The organism is Lysobacter sp. A421, from assembly GCF_054052145.1.
The window spans coordinates 318,065-341,094 of sequence record NZ_JBSVRL010000002.1 but is presented as its reverse complement, the minus strand read 5'-3'; the positions used below and the strand labels follow the sequence as shown (position 1 = coordinate 341,094).

Annotated in this window: 19 protein-coding genes; 3 read left to right on the top strand and 16 right to left on the bottom strand. The window is 64.1% G+C overall.

From position 1 onward, the window contains the following. Positions 1-116 precede the first annotated feature (116 nt). The gene (locus ACW7G6_RS06990; RefSeq protein WP_456997881.1) at positions 117-3,125 is read right to left on the bottom strand and encodes a M16 family metallopeptidase; all 3,009 of its coding nucleotides are present in this window, start codon (positions 3,123-3,125) and stop codon (positions 117-119) included. A 183-nt stretch (positions 3,126-3,308) separates the two neighbouring features. On the opposite strand from ACW7G6_RS06990, the gene ACW7G6_RS06985 reads away from it, so the two are divergent. Further along, the gene (locus ACW7G6_RS06985) at positions 3,309-3,788 is read left to right on the top strand and encodes a tRNA (cytidine(34)-2'-O)-methyltransferase (RefSeq protein ID WP_456977979.1); all 480 of its coding nucleotides are present in this window, start codon (positions 3,309-3,311) and stop codon (positions 3,786-3,788) included. A gap of 72 nt (positions 3,789-3,860) precedes the next feature. Here ACW7G6_RS06985 and ACW7G6_RS06980 read toward each other — a convergent pair whose 3' ends face one another. From ACW7G6_RS06980 to ACW7G6_RS06935, 10 genes are all read right to left on the bottom strand, one after another. Beyond that, positions 3,861-5,654: a DUF885 domain-containing protein gene (locus ACW7G6_RS06980; RefSeq protein WP_456997880.1), complete on the bottom strand. Its 1,794-nt coding sequence runs from the start codon at positions 5,652-5,654 to the stop codon at positions 3,861-3,863. Positions 5,655-5,808: 154 nt separating this feature from the next. Continuing rightward, positions 5,809-6,759, bottom strand: a complete 951-nt coding sequence (locus tag ACW7G6_RS06975; protein ID WP_456997879.1) for a PLP-dependent cysteine synthase family protein — start codon at positions 6,757-6,759, stop codon at positions 5,809-5,811. A gap of 128 nt (positions 6,760-6,887) precedes the next feature. Continuing rightward, positions 6,888-7,877, bottom strand: a complete 990-nt coding sequence (gene glk / locus ACW7G6_RS06970; protein ID WP_456997878.1) for a glucokinase — start codon at positions 7,875-7,877, stop codon at positions 6,888-6,890. A gap of 112 nt (positions 7,878-7,989) precedes the next feature. Next, the gene (locus ACW7G6_RS06965; RefSeq protein WP_456997877.1) at positions 7,990-8,667 is read right to left on the bottom strand and encodes a M48 family metallopeptidase; all 678 of its coding nucleotides are present in this window, start codon (positions 8,665-8,667) and stop codon (positions 7,990-7,992) included. Positions 8,668-8,702: 35 nt separating this feature from the next. Then, positions 8,703-11,918: a type I restriction endonuclease subunit R gene (locus ACW7G6_RS06960; protein WP_456997876.1), complete on the bottom strand. Its 3,216-nt coding sequence runs from the start codon at positions 11,916-11,918 to the stop codon at positions 8,703-8,705. Next, positions 11,915-13,555, bottom strand: coding sequence for a DUF6119 family protein (locus tag ACW7G6_RS06955; protein WP_456997875.1), 1,641 nt, complete (start codon positions 13,553-13,555; stop codon positions 11,915-11,917). The genes ACW7G6_RS06960 and ACW7G6_RS06955 overlap by 4 nt, the downstream gene beginning before the upstream one ends. A 31-nt stretch (positions 13,556-13,586) precedes the next feature. Further along, positions 13,587-14,822, bottom strand: coding sequence for a restriction endonuclease subunit S (locus tag ACW7G6_RS06950; protein WP_456997874.1), 1,236 nt, complete (start codon positions 14,820-14,822; stop codon positions 13,587-13,589). Further along, a complete protein-coding gene (locus ACW7G6_RS06945) occupies positions 14,809-15,834 on the bottom strand; it encodes a virulence RhuM family protein (RefSeq protein WP_456997873.1) in 1,026 nt (341 codons plus the stop codon). The genes ACW7G6_RS06950 and ACW7G6_RS06945 overlap by 14 nt, the downstream gene beginning before the upstream one ends. Beyond that, positions 15,827-17,344 carry a type I restriction-modification system subunit M gene (locus ACW7G6_RS06940; RefSeq protein ID WP_456997872.1) on the bottom strand — a complete coding sequence of 506 codons (1,518 nt, stop codon included), beginning with the start codon at positions 17,342-17,344 and terminating at the stop codon, positions 15,827-15,829. Before ACW7G6_RS06940 ends, ACW7G6_RS06945 begins: the two co-directional genes overlap by 8 nt. Beyond that, the gene (locus tag ACW7G6_RS06935; RefSeq protein WP_456997871.1) at positions 17,341-17,934 is read right to left on the bottom strand and encodes a restriction endonuclease subunit S; all 594 of its coding nucleotides are present in this window, start codon (positions 17,932-17,934) and stop codon (positions 17,341-17,343) included. The genes ACW7G6_RS06940 and ACW7G6_RS06935 overlap by 4 nt, the downstream gene beginning before the upstream one ends. Positions 17,935-18,186: 252 nt before the next feature. Between ACW7G6_RS06935 and ACW7G6_RS06930 the strand changes: the two genes are divergently transcribed. Further along, positions 18,187-18,765: an outer membrane beta-barrel protein gene (locus tag ACW7G6_RS06930; protein WP_456997870.1), complete on the top strand. Its 579-nt coding sequence runs from the start codon at positions 18,187-18,189 to the stop codon at positions 18,763-18,765. Positions 18,766-18,864: 99 nt separating this feature from the next. Here the strand turns inward: ACW7G6_RS06930 and ACW7G6_RS06925 are convergent, their stop codons facing one another. The 5 genes from ACW7G6_RS06925 to ACW7G6_RS06905 all read right to left on the bottom strand — a co-directional run bounded on the left by ACW7G6_RS06925 (position 18,865) and on the right by ACW7G6_RS06905 (position 22,003). Continuing rightward, the gene (locus ACW7G6_RS06925) at positions 18,865-19,920 is read right to left on the bottom strand and encodes an NAD(P)H-dependent glycerol-3-phosphate dehydrogenase (RefSeq protein WP_456977974.1); all 1,056 of its coding nucleotides are present in this window, start codon (positions 19,918-19,920) and stop codon (positions 18,865-18,867) included. A 9-nt stretch (positions 19,921-19,929) separates the two neighbouring features. Continuing rightward, positions 19,930-20,448, bottom strand: a complete 519-nt coding sequence (gene secB / locus ACW7G6_RS06920; RefSeq protein ID WP_456977973.1) for a protein-export chaperone SecB — start codon at positions 20,446-20,448, stop codon at positions 19,930-19,932. A gap of 70 nt (positions 20,449-20,518) precedes the next feature. Continuing rightward, positions 20,519-20,956: a rhodanese-like domain-containing protein gene (locus tag ACW7G6_RS06915; protein WP_456977972.1), complete on the bottom strand. Its 438-nt coding sequence runs from the start codon at positions 20,954-20,956 to the stop codon at positions 20,519-20,521. 66 nt (positions 20,957-21,022) lie between these two features. Then, complete coding sequence (locus ACW7G6_RS06910; protein ID WP_456977971.1) at positions 21,023-21,487, bottom strand: hypothetical protein; 465 nt, start codon at positions 21,485-21,487, stop codon at positions 21,023-21,025. 60 nt (positions 21,488-21,547) lie between these two features. Then, positions 21,548-22,003, bottom strand: a complete 456-nt coding sequence (locus tag ACW7G6_RS06905) for a YiiD C-terminal domain-containing protein (RefSeq protein WP_456977970.1) — start codon at positions 22,001-22,003, stop codon at positions 21,548-21,550. A 105-nt stretch (positions 22,004-22,108) separates the two neighbouring features. Here ACW7G6_RS06905 and ACW7G6_RS06900 point away from each other — a divergent pair, with 105 nt between their 5' ends. Further along, positions 22,109-22,918 carry a uroporphyrinogen-III synthase gene (locus ACW7G6_RS06900; RefSeq protein WP_456977969.1) on the top strand — a complete coding sequence of 270 codons (810 nt, stop codon included), beginning with the start codon at positions 22,109-22,111 and terminating at the stop codon, positions 22,916-22,918. The last annotated feature ends 112 nt before the right edge of the window (positions 22,919-23,030 follow it).

Genomic DNA, 23,030 nt, shown 5'->3' with positions numbered 1-23,030 from the left:
GCACCCGGCCCTGAACAAGCCAAGTGTGAACCAGGCAGGCCTGAACTGGGCAAGGGCGAACCGGGCGGACACGCGGTGCGCGCCCACCCGGTTGGTTGCGATGAGATACGTCGACTTCAGTCGGCGTTGCCGTCGGTTTCCGTGGCGTCAACGGCTTCGATCGCGTCCGGCGCCGCTTCCGGCGTCGCCTTCGCCGTGGCGGCAACCGGGTTGCCATCGGCATCCAGCACCTGGACCGTGCCCAGCTCGAGCGCCCGCACCGGCGCGCCGATCTGGTCCAGGTCGCCCACCACCACCCAGGTCAGCGCATCCGGCGCGATGGTGCCGGCGGCCTCGGCCACCTGCGCCGGAGTCAATGCCTTGATCTCGGCCTGGTGCGCGAACACGTAATCATCCGGACGGTCGTAGCGCACGATCCCGGCGAGCGTCCCAAGCACGGCGCGGCCGGTTTCATAGGCGCCTGGCAAGCTGCGGATTTCGTTGGAACGCACCTTCGCGACTTCTTCGGCCGTCGCCGGCGCCGAGCCATCCGAGTATTCGGTGATCTCGCGTTTCATCTCGGCCATCGACTCGGCCGTCTTGTCGATTTGAACCGGCGCGAACGCCAGCCACGGCCGCTGTCCCAGCGCGTCCGGCGAGAAGCTGTAGGCGCCATAGGCCCAATGCTTGTCCTCGCGCAGGTTCATGTTGAGGCGGGAGCTGAACTGGCCGCCGAGCACGGTGTTGGCGAAATCGAACTCGGTAGCGTCATCCGACATCGTCGAGGGAACCAGCTGGCCGACGTAGATATTGGCCTGGACCGCACCAGGCTGGTCGATCAGGAACACGCGCGACGCATCCGGCAGCGCCACCTGGGCCACCGACGCGGTGACGGCCGGCTTGCCTTCGCCGTTCCAGTCGCCCAAGTGCTTTTGCAGCAATGGCACGATCTGCTCCAGGGTGGTGTCACCCACCACGACCAGCGTTGCGTTCTCCGGCCGTACCCAGGTGTCGTGGTACGCGACCAGGTCGGCACGGGTCAGCGAGGCAATCGATTTTTCGGTACCCGAGCCACTGAATGGCATCGCGTAGGCGTGACCCTCGCCGTACAACAACGGCGGCATTACCCGCAGCGCGGCCGCGTTCGGACGCGCCTTCTCCTGCTTGATACCGGCAATCCAGCTGGCCTTGATGCGGTCGATCTCGGCCTGGTCGAAGGTCGGCTCGCGCAGCATGTCGGCGAACAGGGCCAACGACGGGTCGAGCTTCTCCTTCAACGCCGACAGCGAGGCACTGCCGCCGTCGAGCGAAGCATCGGCACCCAGGTTCGCGCCCAGCGACTCGGCCGCGGCAGCGAACTCCAACGCGCTGTAACCCGCAGCCCCGTCATCGAGCATGCTCATGGTGAAGCTCGAGGTGCCGAGCTTGCCGTCACTCAGCACGTCGGCCTTGTAGCCGCCGTCCAGCAGCAGGCTCATCTGCACCACCGGCACGGCGTGACGCTCGGCGAGGATCACCTTGGTGCCGTTGTCGAGTGTCGCGCGCTGCAGCTGCGGGAACTTGAGTTCGGGGAACTGTTCGGGCATCGGCACGCCCTTGCTGCGATCGACCGTGGCCGGCAGCACGCTGTATTCGGGATCGACCGGCGGCAGCGTGAGCGGCGCGGGCTCGACGGCCGGCTCCTCGGCCAGCGCGGTGCGCTCGCCGGGCAGCACCACCAAAGTGTGGTCGCCATCGCCCAACCATTGCTTGCCGACGGCCTGCAACTGGGCCGGGGTCACCGCGGCGATCGTCTCCATACTTTCACGGAAACAGCCGGCATCGCCGGTAAAGATCTCGCAACTGGCCAGCGCGTCGGCCTTGCCGCCGAAGCCGCCGATGCGCTCAACCCCGCGAATGAAGCCGGCACGGATGACCGTCTTGGCCTGCTCCAGCTCTTGGGCGGTCGGGCCCTTGGTCAGCAGCTTGGCCAGCTCCTCGTCGATGATCGCTTCGACCTTTTTCGGGTCGACGCCTTCCTTGACGCTGGCGGTCACCAGGAAATTGGAGCCCAACTGCGACTCGCTGACGCCGGCGCTGACACTGTCGACCAGTTTATCCCCGTGGACCAGCCGCTTCTCCAGCCGCGAGGTGTCGCTGCCGCCGAGGATCTGCCCCAGTACGTGCAATTGATCGACGTCGGTGGTGCCGGTTTGCGCGACGTTCCAGGCCCGGTAGATGCGCGCCTGCGGAACGGCGTCGTGCATGGTCTCGCGGGTGTCGGCGGGACGCACGGCGACATCGACCGGCGGCTGCGCCATGTCCGGACCGGCCGGGATCGCGCCAAAGTACTTGGCGACCTTTTTCTTCGCCGTTTCCAGGTCGATGTCACCGGCCAGCACCAGTACCGCATTGTTGGGGCCATACCAGGCGCGGAACCAGTTCTTGACGTCCTCCAGCGAGGCCGCGTTGAGGTCGGCCATCGAGCCGATCACGCTGTGGTGATACGGGTGGTCTTCCGGGTACAGCGCCAAGTTGAGCTTGGTCCAGACCTGGCCGTAGGGCTGGTTCTCGCCCTGGCGCTTCTCGTTCTGGACGACGCCGCGCTGCTCGTCCAGGGTCTTCTGGTCGATCGCGCCCAGCAGGTGGCCCATGCGGTCGGACTCCATCCACAACGCGGTGTCGAGCGCGGTGGTCGGCACGTTCTGGAAGTAGTTGGTGCGGTCGGTATTGGTGGTGCCGTTCATGTCGGTCGCACCGATCAGTTCGAACGGGTCGAAATACTCGCCCGGATTGTTCTCCGAGCCGTTGAACATCAGGTGCTCGAACAGGTGGGCGAAGCCGGTGCGGCCGCGTGGCTCGTCCTTGCTGCCGACGTGGTACCAGATGTTGACCGCGACGATCGGCGCCTTGTGGTCTTCGTGCACGATCACCCGCAGCCCGTTGGGCAGTGTGAACTCCTGGTACGCGATATCCACGCTCTCGGTGCCGGCATTGGCCGCGACCGGGTTGTCGGTGGCGCCAACAACGTCTGCGCGAACGTCCGCGCGCGCCAGCGTCGGGGCCAGGGCAAGACCCGCCACGACGGCTGCCAGCGCCAGTGCGAGCACGCTGCGTCGGACGGCCGTCGGGTGCGGGGTTGCCGGAAAGCTGGACGATACGGACATGAAATACTCCTTTTGCATGTGGATCGCCCGGCTTGGGCGGAAGCACCAATCTTAACGGCACTTGCGGTTATGAGTACCGGGTCACAAGTCCCCCCCACCGATGGTCACCGGATCAGTACGACGCCACCACGCTGGGCCCCATGAAGGATTCCCGCGGGTGGCTACGCCTTCTAGACTGTGCCGATGTTCAACGTCATCCTGTTTCAGCCCGAAATCCCACCCAATACCGGCAATGCGATCCGGCTGTGCGCCAACACCGGTGCACGGCTGCACCTGGTCCGGCCGCTGGGCTTCGAGCTGGACGACAAGCGCCTGCGCCGCGCCGGCCTGGACTACCACGAGTACGCCCGGGTGCAGGTCCACGATGACCTCGCCGCCACGCTGGCCGCGATCACCGAAACCCAGCGCGCCACGCCGCGACTGTTTGCGGTGACCACCCGCGGGGCAACCCGCTTTGACGCCCCGGGCTATCAACCGGGCGACGCGTTCCTGTTTGGACGCGAGACCAGCGGGCTGCCGCCGGAGGTACTGGAACAGGTCCCGGTGGAGCAGCGGATCCGGCTGCCGATGCAGCCCGACAACCGCAGCGTGAACCTGTCCAATGCGGTCGCGGTAGTAATGTTCGAAGCTTGGCGCCAGCACGGGTTTGCCGGCAGCGTGTAGCCGTCCACGCCACCCGGACCAGGACGGCACGCCACTTGGCGCGCCGTCACGATAGCGACCGGGCCGGGCGACTTACTCGGTCATCAACTCCACGATCGCTGGCACCGGCGCATTGCCGTAGCTCAGGAACCGGTTGTGGAATGTCTTCAAGTCGAAGTCATCGCCCAACGTCGCCTTCTGCTGTTCGCGGAAGTCGTAGATCTCGGTGTAGCCGGTGAAATACGAGGTCAGCTGCACCTGTGACAGGCGCACCCGACGCCACTTGTTGACGGCCTCGGTTTTTTCCTGGAATGCCTCGCGCTGCAGCAACGCCATAGCCTCCGCTTCGGTCATGCCCTTCACATGGACCGCGTAGTCGAGGATCGCGTTGGTGACCACGCGCAGGTTCCACTTGTCGTACATCAGCCACATCTCGGGCGCCTGGTCGCCCCAGCCGGACTCCAGCATCATCCGCTCGGCATACACCCCCCAGCCTTCGATCATCGCGCCGTTGCCGAGCATGGCCTTGATCAGGCTGGGGCTCTTGTTGGCGTGCATCAGCTGGGTGTAATGGCCCGGGATCGCCTCATGGATGTTGAGCACCTGCAGCACCCAGTGGTTGTACTCGCGCAGGAAGCTTTCGGCCTGCGCATCGGTGTACCCATCCAGCGGGCTGACGTTGTAGTAGGTGTTGGCGGTCGGATTGAACGGGCCCGGCGCGCTGACCGAGGCTCCCGCGCCGCCGCCACGCATGTACTCGGGCGTCTCGCGCACCACCAGTGGACGGCTCAGGTCCTGATCCAGCAGGTCATGCTCGCGCACGAAGTCGGCCAACAACGGGATCTGGCGATTGATCTCGTCGAAGAACTCGTCGCGGGCGACATGGCGGGCGGATAGCTTGTCGATCATCTGCTCGATCCGGACCAGGCGATCGTCCGGCATCGGGGTGTCGGGAAAGTACTTGGGCCACAACTCGCGGGTGAGGCCATCCATGTGCTCGTGCAGTGTGTTCTTTGCTTCCACCGCACGCTGGTAGAGCTGCGCAGCGGTGAAATGCGACTGCACGTCGAAAGCGAACTTGGTTTCGTACAACTCCTCGCCGATGCGGAACGAGCGCGCGTCACCCGAATCGGCCAGCTGCGACTGCTCGGCTTTCAACCAGTCGGCCCAGTGCTCGACGGCCGTGCGCGCGGCATCGATACGGGTAGAAAACAGCGCCTTCTCGGCCACGTCCAGACCCGACTCGGCCACCTGCTTGCGCAGGCCATCGCCCAATACGCTCAACGTGCCATCGCTTTGGACGATGGCCAGCTCCACGTGCTCGGCGGTGGGGTTGTCGATGTTCGCCTGCGCGGCGGTGTAGTACTCCGGCACGTGCTCCAGGCGCGCCAGCACGGTACGCAGACGCGTGTCCTGCTCGGCATAGGGGGTGTTGAGCAACAGCGCGATCGGCCCGGCGACGTTGTAGCTGGCCGGATTCCAGGTCCAGCTGCGGAACGTGGTCTGGTACCAGATACGCGATTCAAACTGGTTCTTCAGCAGCTCGTAGTCGATGCGCTCGCTGGGTGCCAGGCGCGCCGGGTCGAACCCGGCCAGCTCGGCGAGGCCGGCGCGGGCGAAGGCAAGATCGTCCGCGCGCCGGGCGGCGTCGGGGATGGTCAGGGTCGCCGCGTTGTCGTAACGGCCGGCGTAGATCGACCGCTCGGGGCTGCGTTCCAGCCCGCGCATCAGCAACGATTCGGCGACCTTGTCAAAGCGTGCCGACAGCGCGGTCGACTCGGCCGACACGGCGGTACCCGTCGCATCCGCCGGTGGTGGTGTCGACTGGCAGCCGACAAGGCTGCCCAGCGCCACGGCGATAATCAGGGAAAGACTGGACTGGCGCATCGTCACGCTCCGGCTCGAAACGCGCGGCCGGGCCGGCCACGGCAAGTCCTTGATGGTAACCAACCCGCCGGACCGGTCCCCGTGCCGATGGTCAGGCACTGCGCGCCGGCCGGTAGCGCCGCGCCGGGCGGCAAATGCCGGGCGCGCGGCGGGCTCACGCGAACGGGCTCGGCTCCGGCAGCTCGCCTTCGTCCTGCATGAAGTAGTCCTGCAGGTACTTCTCGCCCTTGTCGCAGAACAGGGTCACCACGGTTTTCAGCTCCGGGTGCCGCTCGCGCACGCGCTTGGCCGCCAGCAGGTGGGCGCCGGAACTGGGACCGCAGAACAAGCCGTGCCTGCTGGCGAGGTCGCGCATGGCCTGTACCGCCTCGGCGCTGGCAACGCTGGTCACCTCGTCGACCAGTGCGCCGTGGCGCTGGAAGATCCCCGGCACGAAGCCATCGGAGATGCCCTCGATCTGGTGCAGCGCCACTTCACCGCAAAGCAGGGTGCGCGATTCCGACGGCTCCATCGCAAACAGGCGCACGTTGGGGTTGACCGCACGGAACGCCTGGCCGACGCCAATCAGGGTGCCGCCGGTGCCGACCCCGACCACCAGCGCGTCGGGCACCACGCCGTCGGGCAACTGGGCGAGGATCTCGGGACCGAGGATCACCCGGTTTTCCTCGACGTTCCATTCCGACTCGAACTGGCTGGGGCAGAAATGACCCGGCCTGGCACCCAGTTCACGCGCCATCTCCAACGCGGCATTGACGTGGAAGTCGCCACAGAACCTCACCTGCGCGCCATAGGCGCGTGAAATCGCCACCCGCTCACTGGACAGCCCTTGCGGCATCACCACCAGCATCCGGTAGCCCTTCACCGCGGCCACCATCGCCAGCGCGTTGCCGGTGTTGCCGCTGGTGGCTTCCACGATGGTGTCACCGGGCTTGAGCGCACCCGATTGCTCGGCCTGTTCGATCATGTACTTGGCGATACGCGCCTTGATCGATCCCGACGGGTTGAGGAACTCCAGCTTGGCGTAGATGCCCTCCACTTCAAGCAGCGGGGTATCACCGACGGCGTCGAGGATGCTGGTCGAGATCGATGTGAAGCGGGTGGTCATGACGAAACTCCTTGCAGGCGCTGCAACAGTGGCGGGCTGGCGAGCCGCGGGCCGATGTACGCAGTCTCGCGACGGTGTCCGCGTATGGCACTGATCTGGATCAGGCCGGACGACCGCCTTGAGCGGGTTCAGGCGCCGGCGGTGCGCAGTGCGACCGCGGCTCCCAGCAAACCCGGGTTGGGATGGGTCACCACGTGCACCGGCACCGACTCCAGGCGAGCGGTCAAACGTCCCTTGTCCAGGAACCGTTCGCGAAACGGGCTGTCGCGCAGGAAAGGAATGAAGCGCGGTGCAATACCGCCGCCGATCGCCACGCTGTGCGCACCGTGGATCAACGCCATGTCGCCGGCGACACTGCCCAGGATCGCGCAGAAGCAGTTCAGCGTACGCACCGCCGCCGGCTCTTGGCGTTCCAGCGCCGCCCGGGTGATCTCGGCCGGCGCGCGCAACACGACACCCTCGTCGGCGCCCGACGGACCTGCGCCACGCAGCACCGCGTCGATATACGCCAGCCCGCTGCCACTGAGCAGGCGCTCATTGGAAACGCGTCCGAACTTTCGCCCCAACCAGGCCGCGATGGTGCGCTCGGGCTCATCGACCGGGGCGAATGTGGCGTGACCGCCTTCAGTGGCCACCACGTGCCACCCGCCGGACGGGCAGCCGACCAGTTGCGCGACGCCGAGTCCGGTTCCGGGTCCAAGCACGCTGACCGGCCCCCGCAACCCGTTTGCATCCGGACCTGGCAAGGCAGTCCAGTCATCCGCTTGCAGCGCGGTCAGCGACCACGCCACCGCCGCAAAGTCATTGATCAGCCGCAACTCCTGCAGCCCCAGCACCTGTCGCAGGCTGGCGCGGCTGAACGACCACGCCCGGTTGGTCAGCTGGATCACGTCGGCGGCCAACGGGGAGGCCACTGCGATTGCCGCGCGGGCCGGACGCACGTCAACCTCTTGCAGATAGTGTTCCGCGGCGCGTTGCAGGCTGGGAAAACCGGCGTTGGCCAACTTGCGCGGCTGCAGCAGCCCGGGTCGCGGATCGGCGGTATCGGTCAACGCGAAACGGGAATTGGTGCCACCGACATCGGCGACAAGCGCGAGGGTGGCTGGCGATGGCGTCATGGGCACGGTCTCCGTGGTTGTTCCCGCGCATGCAGTCTAGGCCGCGCGCATGCATGCCGGCGTCAATGTCTCGGTTCCGATGATGACTGGACCGTAGCTCGTCGTTAAGGCCTCATGCCATGACGCGTTCAAGTCGTGCTTTTCGGTGTTTCCAGTCCGGAAGAACGCGATCCAGCAGCGCGTGGAATGCGGATCCGTGGTGAGGTTCGGCGACGTGGCAAAGCTCGTGCGTGATGACGTAGTCGATAGCGTCGACCGGGGCCAGGATGAGGCGTCGGTTGAGCAGCAGGTTCCCAGCTGGCGACATTGAGCCCCAGCGCTTGCGGAGCAGGCGGATGGTCAGCTCGCGCGGGCGGAACGCTTCGGGATCCGGGAACCTGCCGAGGTTGATCTCCACCCGCTCGGCAAACTTGATGCGTGCGCGATCCCGATACCAATCTTCTACCGATTCACGAATAAACTCGTGGCGATGCGGCTGTCGCGCCGGCACCATGATGAAGCCGCGAACCAGTTTGACGCGCTCGCCAGTCTCTGGAACCACCTTCAGTCGGTACTGCCGTCCCAGGTACAGATGGGTTTCGCCAGCCATGAAGCGACGCTCCGTCGTACGCGGCAGGAACTGCGAGAAATAGCGCTGTTGACGCATGATCCAGCCGGCGCGCTTGCGCAACCGCGCTTCGATGGCATCGATTTCGGTGCCTGGCGGTGCCGCCACGACAACCGTCGCGTCCGGTTCGACCGCGATCTCCAGCGTCTTGCGCTGCCTTCGCAGCAGTCGGTAGTCGATCACTTGACTCCCGACGCACAGACGGCGATGCCCAGCGCTCATACCCGGAACCTGGCACGGGCCAGGTCCATGACTCGCTGCTCCAGCTCGTCCAGTTTCTCCGTCGGCAGGTCGATCTGCATCGAATCGCGTAGCACGTCGAAGCAGTAATCGTCGATCGCGTTGCGCAGATCGTTCTGCGCCACCTCGTTGGACCAGATGCCGACGATCAGGTGGTCACGAATGATCGCGGTCACAGCCAGGGCGATGGCAGCCGTTTCGTCCGCCCCGACGGTGCCCGCACCCTCGCGCGCCAGCTGGCCGTCGAGCAGGCCGAACACCGCCTGCGCGTCGTCATCGTCCTGGACCGCCTCCGGCAGGATGCGGTCGCGCTGCTTCCGGGCCACCTTGCCCGCCAGCTCCACCACGTGGTCCAGATACTCGCGCTCCGACAGCCGCCGCTCACGGTAGGCGCGAATGGTCTCTTCCAGCAGCTCCGAGAACGGCCGGTAGAACGCGGGGTCCTCCTCCATTTTCTCGGTGATCGCACGACGCGTAGCGCTGGCGATGCGGTCGGCCTTGGACGCTTCCGTGACGCCGGACTCCTCAACCACCTTGTACAGCGCCCTGGGCTCGTTGATGTTGACCGGCCGGATGATGGTCTCGGCCGGCAGCGCCACCACATGGTCGTCCAGCAACTTCTGCAGCTTGGGCTCGAACTCGCGGATGTCCACCGTTTCCTGGTAGCGCAGTTGCACCGAGCGCTTGAGCTCCGAGAACTGCTTCCAGTCCCGCTTCATCCGGTCGACCCGCGTCTCGTCGTACACGTCGAAGAGCTTGTCCGACGACAAAGCAACATGCAGGCAGCGGCTGAAGGCCCGGAAGCGGCCGTAGAAGTCCTGACGCAGCGCCTCGTCGGCAAGAAACTGCTCGACTGCCTCCATGTCCTTCTTGTTGCGCACCGGATTGAACAGACTCCAGAGCTGGTCATGCAGCTGCGCCAGCTTGCGGATCTCTTCGCGCACGTCATGCACGCTGCCGACCAGGTCGGCGGCATCGAAGCCGTCGAAGGCGCTGTAAGTGGACAACGCCTGATCCAGTTCGCCCAGCAGACCCTCGTAGTCGAGGATGAAACCGAACTGCTTCTCGGCGCCGTCTTCCTCATACAGCCGGTTAACCCGTGCGATCGCCTGCAGCAGGTTGTGCTCCTTCAGCGGCTTGCACACGTACAGCACGGTGTTGCGCGGCGCGTCGAAGCCGGTGAGAAGCTTGGACACCACGATCAGGATCTCGGGATCGCCCGAACCCTTGAACGCCTCGATGACCTGCCGGTTGTACTCGTCCTCCGATCCGTACTGCGCCATCACCTTCGCCCAGAACCGGCGCACCAGGTCCTTCGATTCCTGATCGAATTCCTCGTTACCCTCGTTGTCGTCCGGTGCCGAAATCACGATCGCGCTCGAGACATGGCCAATCTCGTCGAGCACGTCCTTGAAGCGCACTGCTGCAGCCTTCGACGGCGCCACCAGCTGCGCCTTGAAGCCGGTGCCCTGCCAGTGCTGGCGGTAGTGCTCGGAAATGTCGAATGCCTTGGCGCGGATCGCCTGCAGGGTTTTGGACAGCGCATCCATTCGCGAGAACTTGCGCTTCAGGTCGGCCTTCTGCGCATCGGTCAGCCCCTCGCTGATCTTGTCGAACCAGCGGTCGATTACGGTTCCGGCGATTTGCTGCTCGACCAGACGGCCCTCATAGAGCAGCGGCACCACGGCGCCGTCGGCCACCGCCTCGTCGATCCCATAGCGATGGATCAGTCGGCCGAAGGTGGACAGCGTGTTCTTGTCCTTCTTCAGCAACGGCGTGCCGGTGAAGCCGAGATAGCACGCCTTGGGCAGCAGCCTGCGCATCTTGCCGGCGAACTGGCTGTGACCGCCGTAACGCCCGGTCTGGGTGCGGTGACTCTCGTCCACCAGCACGAACAGGTTGGGGTCCGGATCGGGCTCATTCGCGTGGCGCAGAGCTGTGTCGAACTTGTTGATGATGGTAGTGACCAACGGCGTCTTGTCGCGGATCAGCTCCAGCAGGTGGGCGCCCGTGGTGGCCCGCACCGGCTCCAGGTCACAGGACTTGAAGGTGTCCTTGATCTGCTTGTCGAGGTCGTCACGGTCGGTGACGATCAGCAGGCGCGGGTTGGCGATGTCCCGGTCCAGGACCAGTGCGCGGCCCAGCATGACCATGGTCAGCGACTTGCCCGAGCCCTGCGTATGCCAGATCACGCCGCCCTTGCGTGTGCCATCGGCGTCGAACTGTTTGACCGACTCGACGGCGCGCCGGATGCCGAAGAACTGCTGGTGACGCGCTACCTTGCGCACGCCGCCATCGAACACGGTGAAGCGGCGGACGAGATCCAACAGGCGTTCCGGGCGGCACAGCGCATGCAGGGTGCGGTCCTGCGCGCTCACCGTGCGCGGGCCTTCCGCAGCCAGTGCGTCGAAGTACCCGCGCGCGCGGGCAAAGCTGCCCGAGAACAGCGCGTCCGCCTCTGCCGGCGTCAGCATCCGGTTGGCCAGCGCCTCGATGACCTCGTCCCGGTCCTCGTCGTCGCGCCAGGTGGACCAGAACTTCCGCGCCGTACCGACCGTGGCATAGCGCGCTTCGATCCGGTTCATCACCAGCAGCAGCTGGGCGAAGTGGAACAGCTGCGGAATGTTGTCTTCGCTCTGGTAGCCGAGCAGCTGGCTGTTGGCCTTCTTCAGACTTTCGGTGGGGCGCTTGTTCTCGATCACCACGAACGGGATGCCGTTCACCCAGGCCACGATGTCGCAGCGCCGGGTCTGAGTGCTGGCGGTGCGTTCGACCGCGACCTCGGCGGTGACGTGGAAGACGTTGTTGACCGGGGTCCCCCAGTCGATGTAGCGGAACGAGTAAGACTTGGAGTCACCCTGCAGGGTCTTGGTGATGGTGGTGCCCAGCACCAGCGTGTCGTAGATGTCCTGGTTGGTGCCGCGCAGCCCCTTCTGCCGGTCCGGCGTGGGCTTGAGCCGGCGGATGGCCTCGTGCGCATCCTCCAGGTCAAAGGCGTACTCGCGACCGCGATGGGTGAAACGGTTGAGCTTCAGCAGCTGGTCCGCCAACACCTCGTCGAGCACAACGTTGCGCAAGCGGCCGCCGCGCAGGCGCGTCGCCTCGACTTGCGATAGCGGCTTGAAGCCGAGCGCGACCAGCAGCTGCAGGGCGGGGATCTGGGACTGGATGGCTTCGGTGGCGTCGAAGGTCACTCCTCTCCTCCTTCGCCGCCAGCATTGTCTGACGCTGGCTTCTCGATCAGCTCGACCTCAACAGGGATCCCAAACTGCTGGATGCGCTCTACAGCTGCCTGCAAGCTCACCTTGCTGAAAAACGGAAGCCCAAGCGTTCCATCGACGTAGGGCTTGCGCATGATTCCATAGACAACCCGATAGTCCTCGCGCACGACACGCTCGGTGCTCTTGGGAAGCAACCTCTCAAAGCCGCGTCCCATCGAACGAACTTTGGCTCGCAACTTCTTTCGAAAATCCGCATCGCTCACAAACGCCTCAGCACTCACAACGCCTTGGGACCACAGGTGACTGATGGGGCCTGAAGAATGCCCATCTTTAAGGTGGATGAACTCCTTCTTGTCGGAGAAAAAGTCACAGGGTTCTAGGTTTGCGTACCTGACCCCTTCCGGGTTGATCTTTGTTTGGTCGAGTTTCAGAAGGTCGGTCCGAGTGGCCTCGATGTCGGCGATTAGCTTTTGCTCGTTGATACAGGTGGTTTTCCCAATGATGGTTACCTTGGGGATGGCATCGAAGAATTTTTCAACTCGAGCCTTGAACTTCTTGTCTACCCGATACCACTCTCCGGCAAAGAGCACGTAATCAGTTTTACTCGAGCCTGACCCAAGGTTTGCTTCAAAGACAAAGCAATCATAGACGCGCCACTTCTCCGCGAACTCATCTTGTCCCTCGCTCTTCGCCTTGATGCGGTGCTTCTCTTTGATGTCGACAATGCCCTTGTCGAATCCACACCGCTCCAGCTCGGAAACGTAGTCTTCGATCGAAAGACTGTGGAAGACTGTGCCATGGCTTCCGAACCCGTTGTAGTGAAGCTCACTGCCCTCGGTGTAGCTCACAATCTCCGGAGGTGCCATGTGAAGTTCGACGGTTCCCCCGTCACGAAGATCATTGATAGCTTGGAAGAGCTTGCCGTCCAGTTCGTTGACCGTGTCCTTCTCTGAAACACCCCGCATGTTGTCGACCCATGCAAACTCTTTCTGATAGGCCTTTTCTTTGTAGGCGGTCAGGATCTCAGCGCACTTCGCTTGAAGCGTGTTCGCATCCACATCACAGGTAATGGCGAGACTGTCTTTGCCCGCAACAAGCTTGGCGAAGGATGATTTCCTTGGCCTTCCTCCTGCGACACGCGCGAGATCTCGCAACATATCCACGCCAAAGGCTTGGAGATCACTTTCTTTGCTAGCCTGAACGCGCTTCTGGAACGTCACGGCATCCGGGGTCGCAAGATCGAGTGTCCTCAGGTTCCCGCGAGGCACGGTATTCAACGTGACCTTGAGGCCGAACTGCCGTTCGAACGCTTCGTCGTCAAGTGCAAGGTGCACATGCCCAAAGCAAACAGCCATCTTCCGCGTGCCGACAGGGACAAAGATGACAGCGCCTGCTCCGCCGGTGAAGATTTCTTCGGGGACATCTCCGGCACCTTCGGCAATGAAGCTTCGCCAGCCCGGCGGGTTGGAGTAAATCTGACCGATGAATACCTGCGATCCTTCAATACTTTGCCATGGACGTTGTTGCAGCGCCCTTTCCGACTCCGGTGCAAACGCATCACCAAATGCACCGTCGACCGAATGGCCCTTTCGAAGCAGCCGTACGTTCAATGTTCGCGTTGCCACCTTGCCACCCCCGTGTTCAGTTTTTGTCGGTCACTCGCCATTCGCCCGTCAATAGCTTCTGCATCAGGCCCCGCTTTTGCCTCTTCACGTGTTCGATTTGCGCGTCGACCAACTCCAGTTCGGCTCGGGACGTCGAGATCACTTCTGCGATTTCGCCCTGCTCTTCCAGCGGTGGAACAGGGAACGGCAACCGGGAGAACTCGCTCCAGCGCAGGCTACCGCGACGGTCTACTGAGGAACTGGTGCTGACCTTGAAGATGTGGCGGTACAACTCCGTCTTGAGCACGGCGAACGCATAGTCGACGTTCACTTCTTCCGGATCGAAGCGAAAGACGGTGTAGATCGGACTGACCAGCCCGACGTCGGTCAGGTTCTGCAGCCCGATCGAGCCTTCTTCGACATGGTTGCTAGGGAAACCGAAATCGTCGCGCCAGATTTTTTTGTATCCGGAGAGGTCAGCGCTGAACACCTGCTTCTTGAAGTACTCCAGCGAGCGAACGAAACCATCGTGCTTCGAGCATGACAGGACTTCGTGCTGATCGTCCCCTCCGTTGCGCTCGGAAATCTCCTCGGACAGAGCGCCAATGGGTCGGTACTTCCAGCGAGCGGGGAGGGCAAACCAGCGATAGGCTGTCTTCTTACCATCCGCATTCCGGAAGTCGTGGAGCTGGCGCGTCCCGAACACCAGTGAATGGATAAGCGCACGATGCCTAGCCTCCTTGGAGGTACGCAGCGAGGAGAGCTTGTCCAGCGCCTCGTCCCAGGTTCGCAGAATCGCGCCGATCGCCTTTTGGTCGCCTGACGGCGGGACGGGGATCTCGAAGGGTTCGATCTTTTCGAGACTAAGGTTTGCTTGGGCATTCTGCGTGGAAAGCGCGGCGAGACCACTCTGGGTGAATTTGAGTGTCTGGAACAGCCACTCCGGATCGACGTCCGACAGCGGATTAATGGCTACCACGCTGTCTGGACATGCTGCATCGAACGTTGAGATAGCTGTATCGCCAACATTCGCGGCGATGGACATCAAAATGGTTCCGCATGGAAACAATTTACTGACGCCCAGCCCCTTCTCATTGAGTGTTTGTGTCCATTGCGTGATGCGCCGACCGGCCCGTGCGATATCGCCTGTCTGAAGGAACGGGATATTCCCGCCGTAGTACTGGGGGTCGTTGCGCGGACGCGCAGAAAACTTCCCACGAACTACCATCGCAACCAAGGAAATAGGCTGTTTCGCGTATTCACCCATTTCCATCACCCTTTCTTCCTTCTGTTGCGCGCCTCGCTAGAGCCTCCAGCTCTGCAACATCTGCAGAATCCGCAGCCAGCGCCTCGGCAGCACGACGGTTGGCATCAAACACCTCGAACCGCTCCACCGCCAACTTCTGCACCACATCCATCCGCAACTTCCCGGCATGCGTAAGCACGTCGCGCTCGTTGAATGAAAGGAAGGCATCGAGCTTGTCGGCCCACTCGGCCATGGCCACCGGCTGGCGCCGCTTGGCCTGGTCTTCGGCGTAATCCAGGTACATCACCACGATGCGGTTGAGCTCCTCGACTTCCTCGGCCTTGAGGTAGTTCTTGGCGGTGCCGACATCGCCCTTGCGCACCACCGAGCCCTTCCAAGTCGTCAGGCCCATATTAGGTGCGCCCGCGTCGCTTCGGCTTCCGATCAGTTCGGCGGCGGTCTTGCCGGTCACCGCCCAGAGCATCTTGTTCTGCACCTTCTTGAAGAAGGCCTGCGCCTGCCCCGAGGTCTTGTCGTAGTCGACGGCGGTGGTGAACAGGTCGCGCACCTTCTGGTAGAAGCGCTTTTCCGAGGCGCGGATGTCGCGGATGCGCGCCAGCCACTCGTCGAAGTAATCCCACTGCTCGACCTGCTTGAGCCGGGCGTCGTCCATGGCGAAGCCCTTGACCAGGTACTCGCGCAGGACGGTGGTGGCCCAGCGGCGGAACTGCACACCGCGCGGGGAGCGGACGCGGTAGCCAACCGAGAGGATGACGTCGAGGTTGTAGGCATCCACCTCGCGCTCGACCCTCCTTGCCCCCTCGGTTTGAACTATCCGGAATTTCCGGATAGTTGGGCCCGGGTCGCATTCGCCCTCAGCGAAGATGTTCTGGATGTGCTCGTTGACCGTCCGCACATCCTTGTCGAATAGCTCAGCGATCTCGCGCTGGCTAAGCCAGGCGGTGCCGTCGACGGCGCGCAGCCCGATGCTCGCCGTGCCATCCTCGGTGCTGTACAGGATCAGTTCGCCCTCAGACATCGACGCCGAGCTCCTTCAGGTAGCCGGCCATCTTCGCCCGCACTTCGACCAGCTCGGCCTCGATCCGGTCGATGTCCTTCTGCACGGCGGCCACGTCGATCTCTTCCTCCGGCTCGAAGGTGTCGACGTAACGGGGGATATTGAGGTTGAAGCCGTTCTCGGCGATTTCTTCCGGCGTGGCGCAGTGGGAGTACTTGTCCACTTCGGTGCGGGCCTCGTAGGTGTCGACGATTTTCGCCACCTGCGCATCGCCGAGCAGGTTCATCGTCTTGCCCGGGCTGAACTCGCGCGATGCATCGATGAACAGCACGTCGCGGCGGTCGGCATTGGCACCGCCCTCTTCGCGGGAGCGGTCGAAGATCAGGATCGCCACCGGAATGCCGGTTGTGGTGAACATGTTGGCCGGCAGGCCGACCACCGCGTCGAGCAGGTTCTCCTCGATCAGTGCCTGGCGGATGCGTCCTTCCGCACCACTGCGAAACAGCACGCCGTGCGGCACGATGACCGCCACCCGGCCGGTCTCGCGCTTTGCAATCTCGATCATGTGGGTGATGAAGGCGTAATCGCCCTTGGACTTGGGTGGAATGCCGCGCCAGTAGCGGCTGAACGGATCGGCGGCGGCGTTCTCCGCGCCCCACTTGTCCAGGCTGAAGGGTGGATTGGCGACGACCACATCGAACTTCATCAGGTGATCGCCCTCGACCAGCGCCGGACTGTTGAGGGTGTCGCACCATTCGATGCGGGCAGCATCGCGGGCGTGCAGGAACATGTTCATCCGCGCCAACGCCCAGGTGGCGCCATTCACTTCCTGACCGAACAGGGCGAAGTTATCCGATCCAACTTGCTGCGAGGCCTGGATCAGCAGCGAGCCGGAGCCGCAGGCGGGGTCGCAAATGGTTTCGCCAGACTTCGGTGCGGCCAGCCGGGTCAGCAGGCGCGAGACCTGGGCGGGGGTATAGAACTCGCCGGCCTTCTTGCCCGCGTCGGAGGCAAAACGCGAAATCAGGTAGATGTAGCACTCGCCGATGATGTCCTCGGTAACGCGGCTTGGTCGCAGATCCAACGCCGGCTTGGCGAAGTCCTCCAGTACGTTCTTGAGGCGGCGGTTGCGGTCCTTGGGGCGGCCGAGGTTGGCCTCGGAATTGAAGTCGATGTTGCGGAACACGCCCTCCAGCTTGGTCCGGTTGGCATCTTCGATCTGCTCCAGGGCGATGTTGATCAGCTCGCCGATGTTCGCTTCGCTGCGCTGTTCATACAGGTCGTAGAAGCTGGCGCCCTTCGGCAGCACAAACCTCTCGCGCTCGAGGCGGCGGCGGATGCGGGCGTCGTCGCCGCCGAACTGCTTTTTGTAAGTGACGAGGTGGTCGTTCCACAGGTCGCTGATGTACTTCAGGAACAGCATCACCAGGATGTAGTCCTTGTACTGCCCGGCATCGACGGCGCCACGGAATGAGTCGCACGCGGCCCAGGCTGCCTGGTTAACCTGGTGTTGGGTGATCTGGTCGGTCATGGCTTGCTCTTGTGCTGGTCGGCGAGCCGTGCGGCTTCGCCAAGGATGTGGGTGTGGAGCCGTTCGCGGCGGGCGGCAAGATCGTGCAGGAGGCTCGTCTCTCTGGCTGCGAGGATATGCAGGTCGACGATCCGGCGTTGGGTGGTGAGGTCGGGGAGCGGGATGTCGAGCCGCTCGAGCGCCGCCATCGGGACCATGCGAAGACTGGTGCCCTGTGCTTTGGTGCCAAGTCGGCGCTGCGCATCGGGTTGGTTGATCGCCCAGGCCAGGTATTCGGGCAGGACGCGGGCGCGGTCCGGACGCATGATGATGAGGGGAACGATGACGGCTGCCGGTTCTGCCAGTGCTTCGCTGACAACCGTCGCAGTATTGGGCTCTCCGCGGGAGCGGAAGATCACCTCACCGCCCGACACCAGATAGCGGGCCGTCAGATCGCCCAGCTCGTATCTGGGCAGGGGGTCTTCCAGGATCCCGCCTTCTTTTCCCAGGTCCCGGAGCTGGATGGCGGGCAGGCCGCCAGTCGTCACCGGCTCGAGCTTGCCCCGAGCGGTGTGCCCCGAATGGATTTGGCATAGTTCACGCAAATGCATCTTCTGAGTCTCTGTAGGTCGCCTACAGACTACTCTACGTTTTATCGCTGTCAACTCTGTAGCTCCGTTACAGATATTTATCGCCGGCGCACGCCTGATCCTGAATGCCGCCTGTAGTTCCTGTACCGGCACGTACATAATTCAGTTGGGATTTTGTTGCATCCGCGATACTGCCGGCGTCGGGTCGCGATGTCGCCTTGGTTTGAGGGGGCCGCACCCGAATGAACCACCAAATTCGAGAGGCCAAGCCCGATGAAGAAGTCACTGCTCGCCCTGACCCTGATTGCTGCCCTGCCGTTCGCGGCGTCCGCGGCCGATGGCGTTTCCTACAACTACGTCGAAGGCGGTTACATCAACACCGATACCGACGCCACGGGCGCCGATGGCTGGGCCATCGCCGGTTCTGGCGCGATCGCGCCGAACTTCCACGTGTTCGGCGGCTATTCGGGCCAGAAGACGGACGATTTCCGCGTCCTCGGGGTTCCGTACGAAGGCGTCGACATCGACCAGATGCGCGTGGGTATCGGTTACAACCACGAAATCTCGCCGCGTGCGGACCTGCTGACCCGGGTTGCCTACGAGCGCTCCGAAGACGAGTTCAACAACAGCCTCAACGGTTACAGCGTCGAAGCCGGCGTGCGTGGCGCGATGACCCCCAACCTGGAAGGCTACGCGCTGGCCGGGTATGAGGATGGCAGCGACTACGACGGCGATTTCTACGGCCGCCTTGGCGCCCAGTTCAAGTTCAACCCGACCTGGGGCCTGAGCGGCGATGTCAAGTTCGTCGACGGCGACACCCAGTACTTCATCGGTCCGCGCATCACGTTCTAGGCAGCACCCTGCAACAGATTGCGATCTCTCTCTCCCCGATCGTCGCGATCAGAAAACCCGGCCTCGGCCGGGTTTTTTTTAGCTGCCAATCAAGCGATCTCAGCCAAACAGGGCGCCCGGATACTCGGCTTTTTGTTCGCGTCCCATCAACTGGCGCAGGCCCTCGCCCGGTGATATCTCGCCATGCAACACGGCATATACCGCCTCGGCAATCGGCAACTCGACGTCGTGTCGACGCGCCAACCGCATGACCTCATCGGCGGTCTGCACCGATTCGACCACCTGGCCGATCTCGCGCACCGCGTCCTCGATCGACTGGCCCCGGCCCAGCGCCAATCCGAGCCGGCGGTTGCGTGACAGGTCACCAGTACTGGTCAACACCAGGTCGCCCAGACCGGCCAACCCCATCAGGGTCTCGGGGCGGCCACCCAGGGCGCGGTTGAGGCGAAGCATCTCGTTCAATCCGCGGGTGATCAACCCGGCACGTGCGTTCAGGCCCAACTCCATGCCATCGGCAACCCCGGTGGCCACCGCGAGCACGTTCTTCATCGCACCACCCAGCTCGGCGCCGAGCATGTCGTCACCGGTGTAGGCGCGGAAACTCGGTCCGTGCAGGATCTCGGCGACCTGCTGTGCAAACGCAGGTGTGTCGGAGTGCACGGTCAATGCGGTCGGCAGGCCGCGGGCGACCTCCTTGGCAAACGACGGGCCGGTCACCACCGCCAGTGGCACCGGCACGCCTGGTGGGTCGGTCGCCAGGATCTGCGCGGCCACCTCATGCAGGAAGCGGCCGCTGCCGGGCTCAAAGCCCTTGGTCGCCCACGCTACGCCGGCATGCGCCGGGCGGTACGGCGCCAACGCACGCAAGGTGTCCGCGAACGCGTGCGAAGGCACTGCGACCAATACCAGATCGACACCCGCCATCGCCACGGCCAGATCGGTGGTCGCGCGCAAGGTATCGGGCAACGGCACACCGGGCAGGTAACGCGTGTTCTGCTGGCCCTGGTCGATCGTCGCGATGACCGAAGCGTCGCGCCCCCACAGCACCGCCTGGTGTCCGTGGCGGGCGATCAGTGCGGCCAGGGCGGTGCCCCAGGAACCGGCACCCAGCACGGCGATGCGCAACGCGTCGGTCTCGGTCAAGCGGGTCGGCATCGCGGAGACTCAGGCGTTGCCGGCGGTCTCGGCGTTGCTCAGGCTTTCCGCCTGCTTCTCCGAGCGCTGGCGCAGGCCTTCGGCATACAGCGCATCGAAGTTGATCGGCTGCAGGAAGAACGGCGGGAAGCCACCGGACTGGACCAGGTTGCTGATCAGCGCGCGGGCGTACGGGTACAGCACGGTCGGGCAGTGGGTACCCAGCAGGTTGTCGAGCTGGGCGGCGTCGAAGCCACTCAGGGTGAACACACCCGCCTGCTTCACTTCCACCAGATACAGCGGTTTGTCATCCGCGTTGCAGGTCAGGGTAATCCCGAGCACGACTTCGTAGTTGGTCTCGTTCAGGCGCTGCACGGCCTGGTTGAGATTCAGCTGCAGCTGCGGCTGCGCCTGCTCGCTGAACACGGCCGGGCCGCCGGGAACCTCGAACGAGACGTCCTTGGCATAGATCTTCTCGATCGTGAAAGAGGGGCCAGTGGCGGCGGCATCGGCAGGCGCCGCGGCACCATTGAGGGTTTCTTCGGACATCAGGTGACTCCAGTAAAACGCAAGGAAAGATTATGGCACGCACGTTCGCGCACCTCGGAAACTCAGGCGATCAACGGCGTCCCTTGACCAGCGGCATGTCCGCCTGCACCCAGGACTGGACGCCGCCATCGAGCCAGTACACCTTCTCGAAACCGGCTTTCTTCAATCGCTTGGCGGCGCTGGCCGAGGCCTGGCCGCTACGGCAGGTCACCACTACCGGCAGCGCCTTGACCGGCGCCAGCAGTTTGCTTTCCGGATCGAACTGGCTGGGTTGCACCGACTTGCTGCCGGCGATGTGGCCTTTTTCGAAATCATTGGCAGCCGACAGGTCGATCACCAGCGCGTTCTCGCGGTTGATCAACCCGGTCAGTTCGGCCGGCCGCAACGCGGTATAGCCACGGAACAGGCGGGAGATCTCGACATAGACCAGCGCGACGGTGATACCCACCAACGCCAGGGACAGATAGAGGTTGCGCTCGGCGAAGGCCAGCAGGGTTTCGACAGTCACGGGGTCACGGGCAGGGCAATGGGGCGGGGATTGTCGCCCAGTGCCGCCGGGCGTGCAAAAAAACCGTCACTCCCCCGCCCACAGGTCGGGCAGGTCACTGGTCAGCCACCAGCCTTTCACTGCCTCGTCGTAACGCCATTGTTCGCGGTAATTCACCGTTCGCTGGGTCATGGTGTGGCGGTTGATCACGCCGATCTGGATGTTGCGCATCGCCGTACCCGCCTCGAGATTGCGGGTGGAGCCGACGTCACGGTACGAAGAGACCTGGATTTGCTCATAGCGCTTCATCTCCAGCTCGGTCATTGCATTTTCGGCCCGGACCTCGGGATCGACCAGGTTGCGCGCACCGCCGAAATCACCCCAGCGGATCGCACCGGACCAGGCATATTGCGCGGAATCAAGCGCACTGGCGGCCGGACTGCCGCTCGCACAGCCGCCAAGGGTGAGCAGTCCCAGTAGCGCGCCCAGCACCAACAGGCGCGAGATACGACGACGAAACCGGGACGTGGACTCGAATGGGCGAAGGAGCATGCAGGTTCCAGTGCGGTGGCAAGAGCCGCCATCCTAGCGGGCTACGTGACGGGCTGCCGGTCAGCGGGCGATGGCGACGTAGCGGGCGGTGAAATCTGTCGCGATGCGGCCATCGGGCAACGGCACCCGCGCCACCAGATGCGCCCGCGCCCGACCGCGTTGGCGCAAGGTGGCGATGAAGTGGTCCCAGCTCGACCGCGGCGCCAGCTCCGCGCTCACCTGCAGGTCATTGAACAACGGCAACAGATAGCGGACCTGGCTGTCGGCGACATAGACATCGGCCTGGATGCCTGCTGCCTCGACCTGCAACGACATCAGGCCCCAGCACGCCAGGGTCATGACCGACGCCAGGCTGCCGCCGAACGCGCAGCCCTTGTCGTTGAGATGGCGAGCCAGCGGCGCATGCAGCTGCAGCCGCCGGCCGTCGTAACCGTCGATCCGGAGTTCCATGGCCGCCACCGGCGGCATCGAGTGATAGTGATGAGTGAGGCGTTGCAGCGCGTCGCTATACGGCATGGGAACTCTGTCGAGCCGGCGTTACCGGCGGGGAGGAGGAAATGGCGGGCCTGGGCTTTGGGCATGGCGAATGCAACCTTCCAACACGCATGCCAAGCTGTCGCGATGTCATCGCGCTCATCGCCCGCCGTATGGTACGTGATCTCGCTGCGGCCACGCGGCGGGCATGCGACGTTGCGGCGGGCCGCTGCGCGTCATGACGGCGGCTTGCTTGCGTTGTCACCGTGGACGCTACAGGCCATTGATGACCCCGACAACCGCGACGCCCTGCAGGCCGCCCTGGCCGCACCGCGGGTGCTGTTCACCAGTCCTGCCGCGGCCCGCGCCGCGGCGGCGCTGCAACCGTTGCGAGTGGCGCCCGGCCAAGGCTGGTTTGCGGTTGGCGCCGGTACCGCGTTGGCCTTGCGTCGGGCCGGCATCACTGCGGTGGTCACTCCCGAGCGAATGGACAGTGAAGGCTTGTTGGCACTGCCCGGTCTGCAGGAACTCCAAGGCAGCACCTTGGGACTGGTGACCGCACCCGGTGGACGCGGTGTCCTCGCACCGGCCCTGCAGGCACGCGGCGCACAGGTAATCCGCGCCAACGTCTACCAGCGGGTGCCGGTAACCCCTTCGCCACGGGCGTTGGCCGCGATCCGTCGCCTCGCGGCGCCCGCGGTGCTGGCGGTGTCCAGTGCAGAAGCCCTGCAACTGGTGGTGGCCAGCGTCCCCGACGACGTCGTCGCGCGGTTGCGGGCGATGCCGGTCGCCGTCGCCAGTGAGCGATTGGGTGATCTTGCCCGCGAACTTGGGTTCTCCCGTTGCCACCGCGCCCACAGCGCCCGACCGACCGATCTCGTCGCCGCGTCACTGGCCGCCTTGTCCCGGGACCCGGCCGCACCGGGTTCGGACAGCAGTTCCGGTAACATTGCCTGACCCCAACCTGACTGCGTCTGCCGTGTCCACGACCTCGTCCGATTCGACTCCGCGCCGCCGCCGTACATGGCCGTGGTTGACAGTACTGCTGTTGATCGCGGCAGCCGGGTGG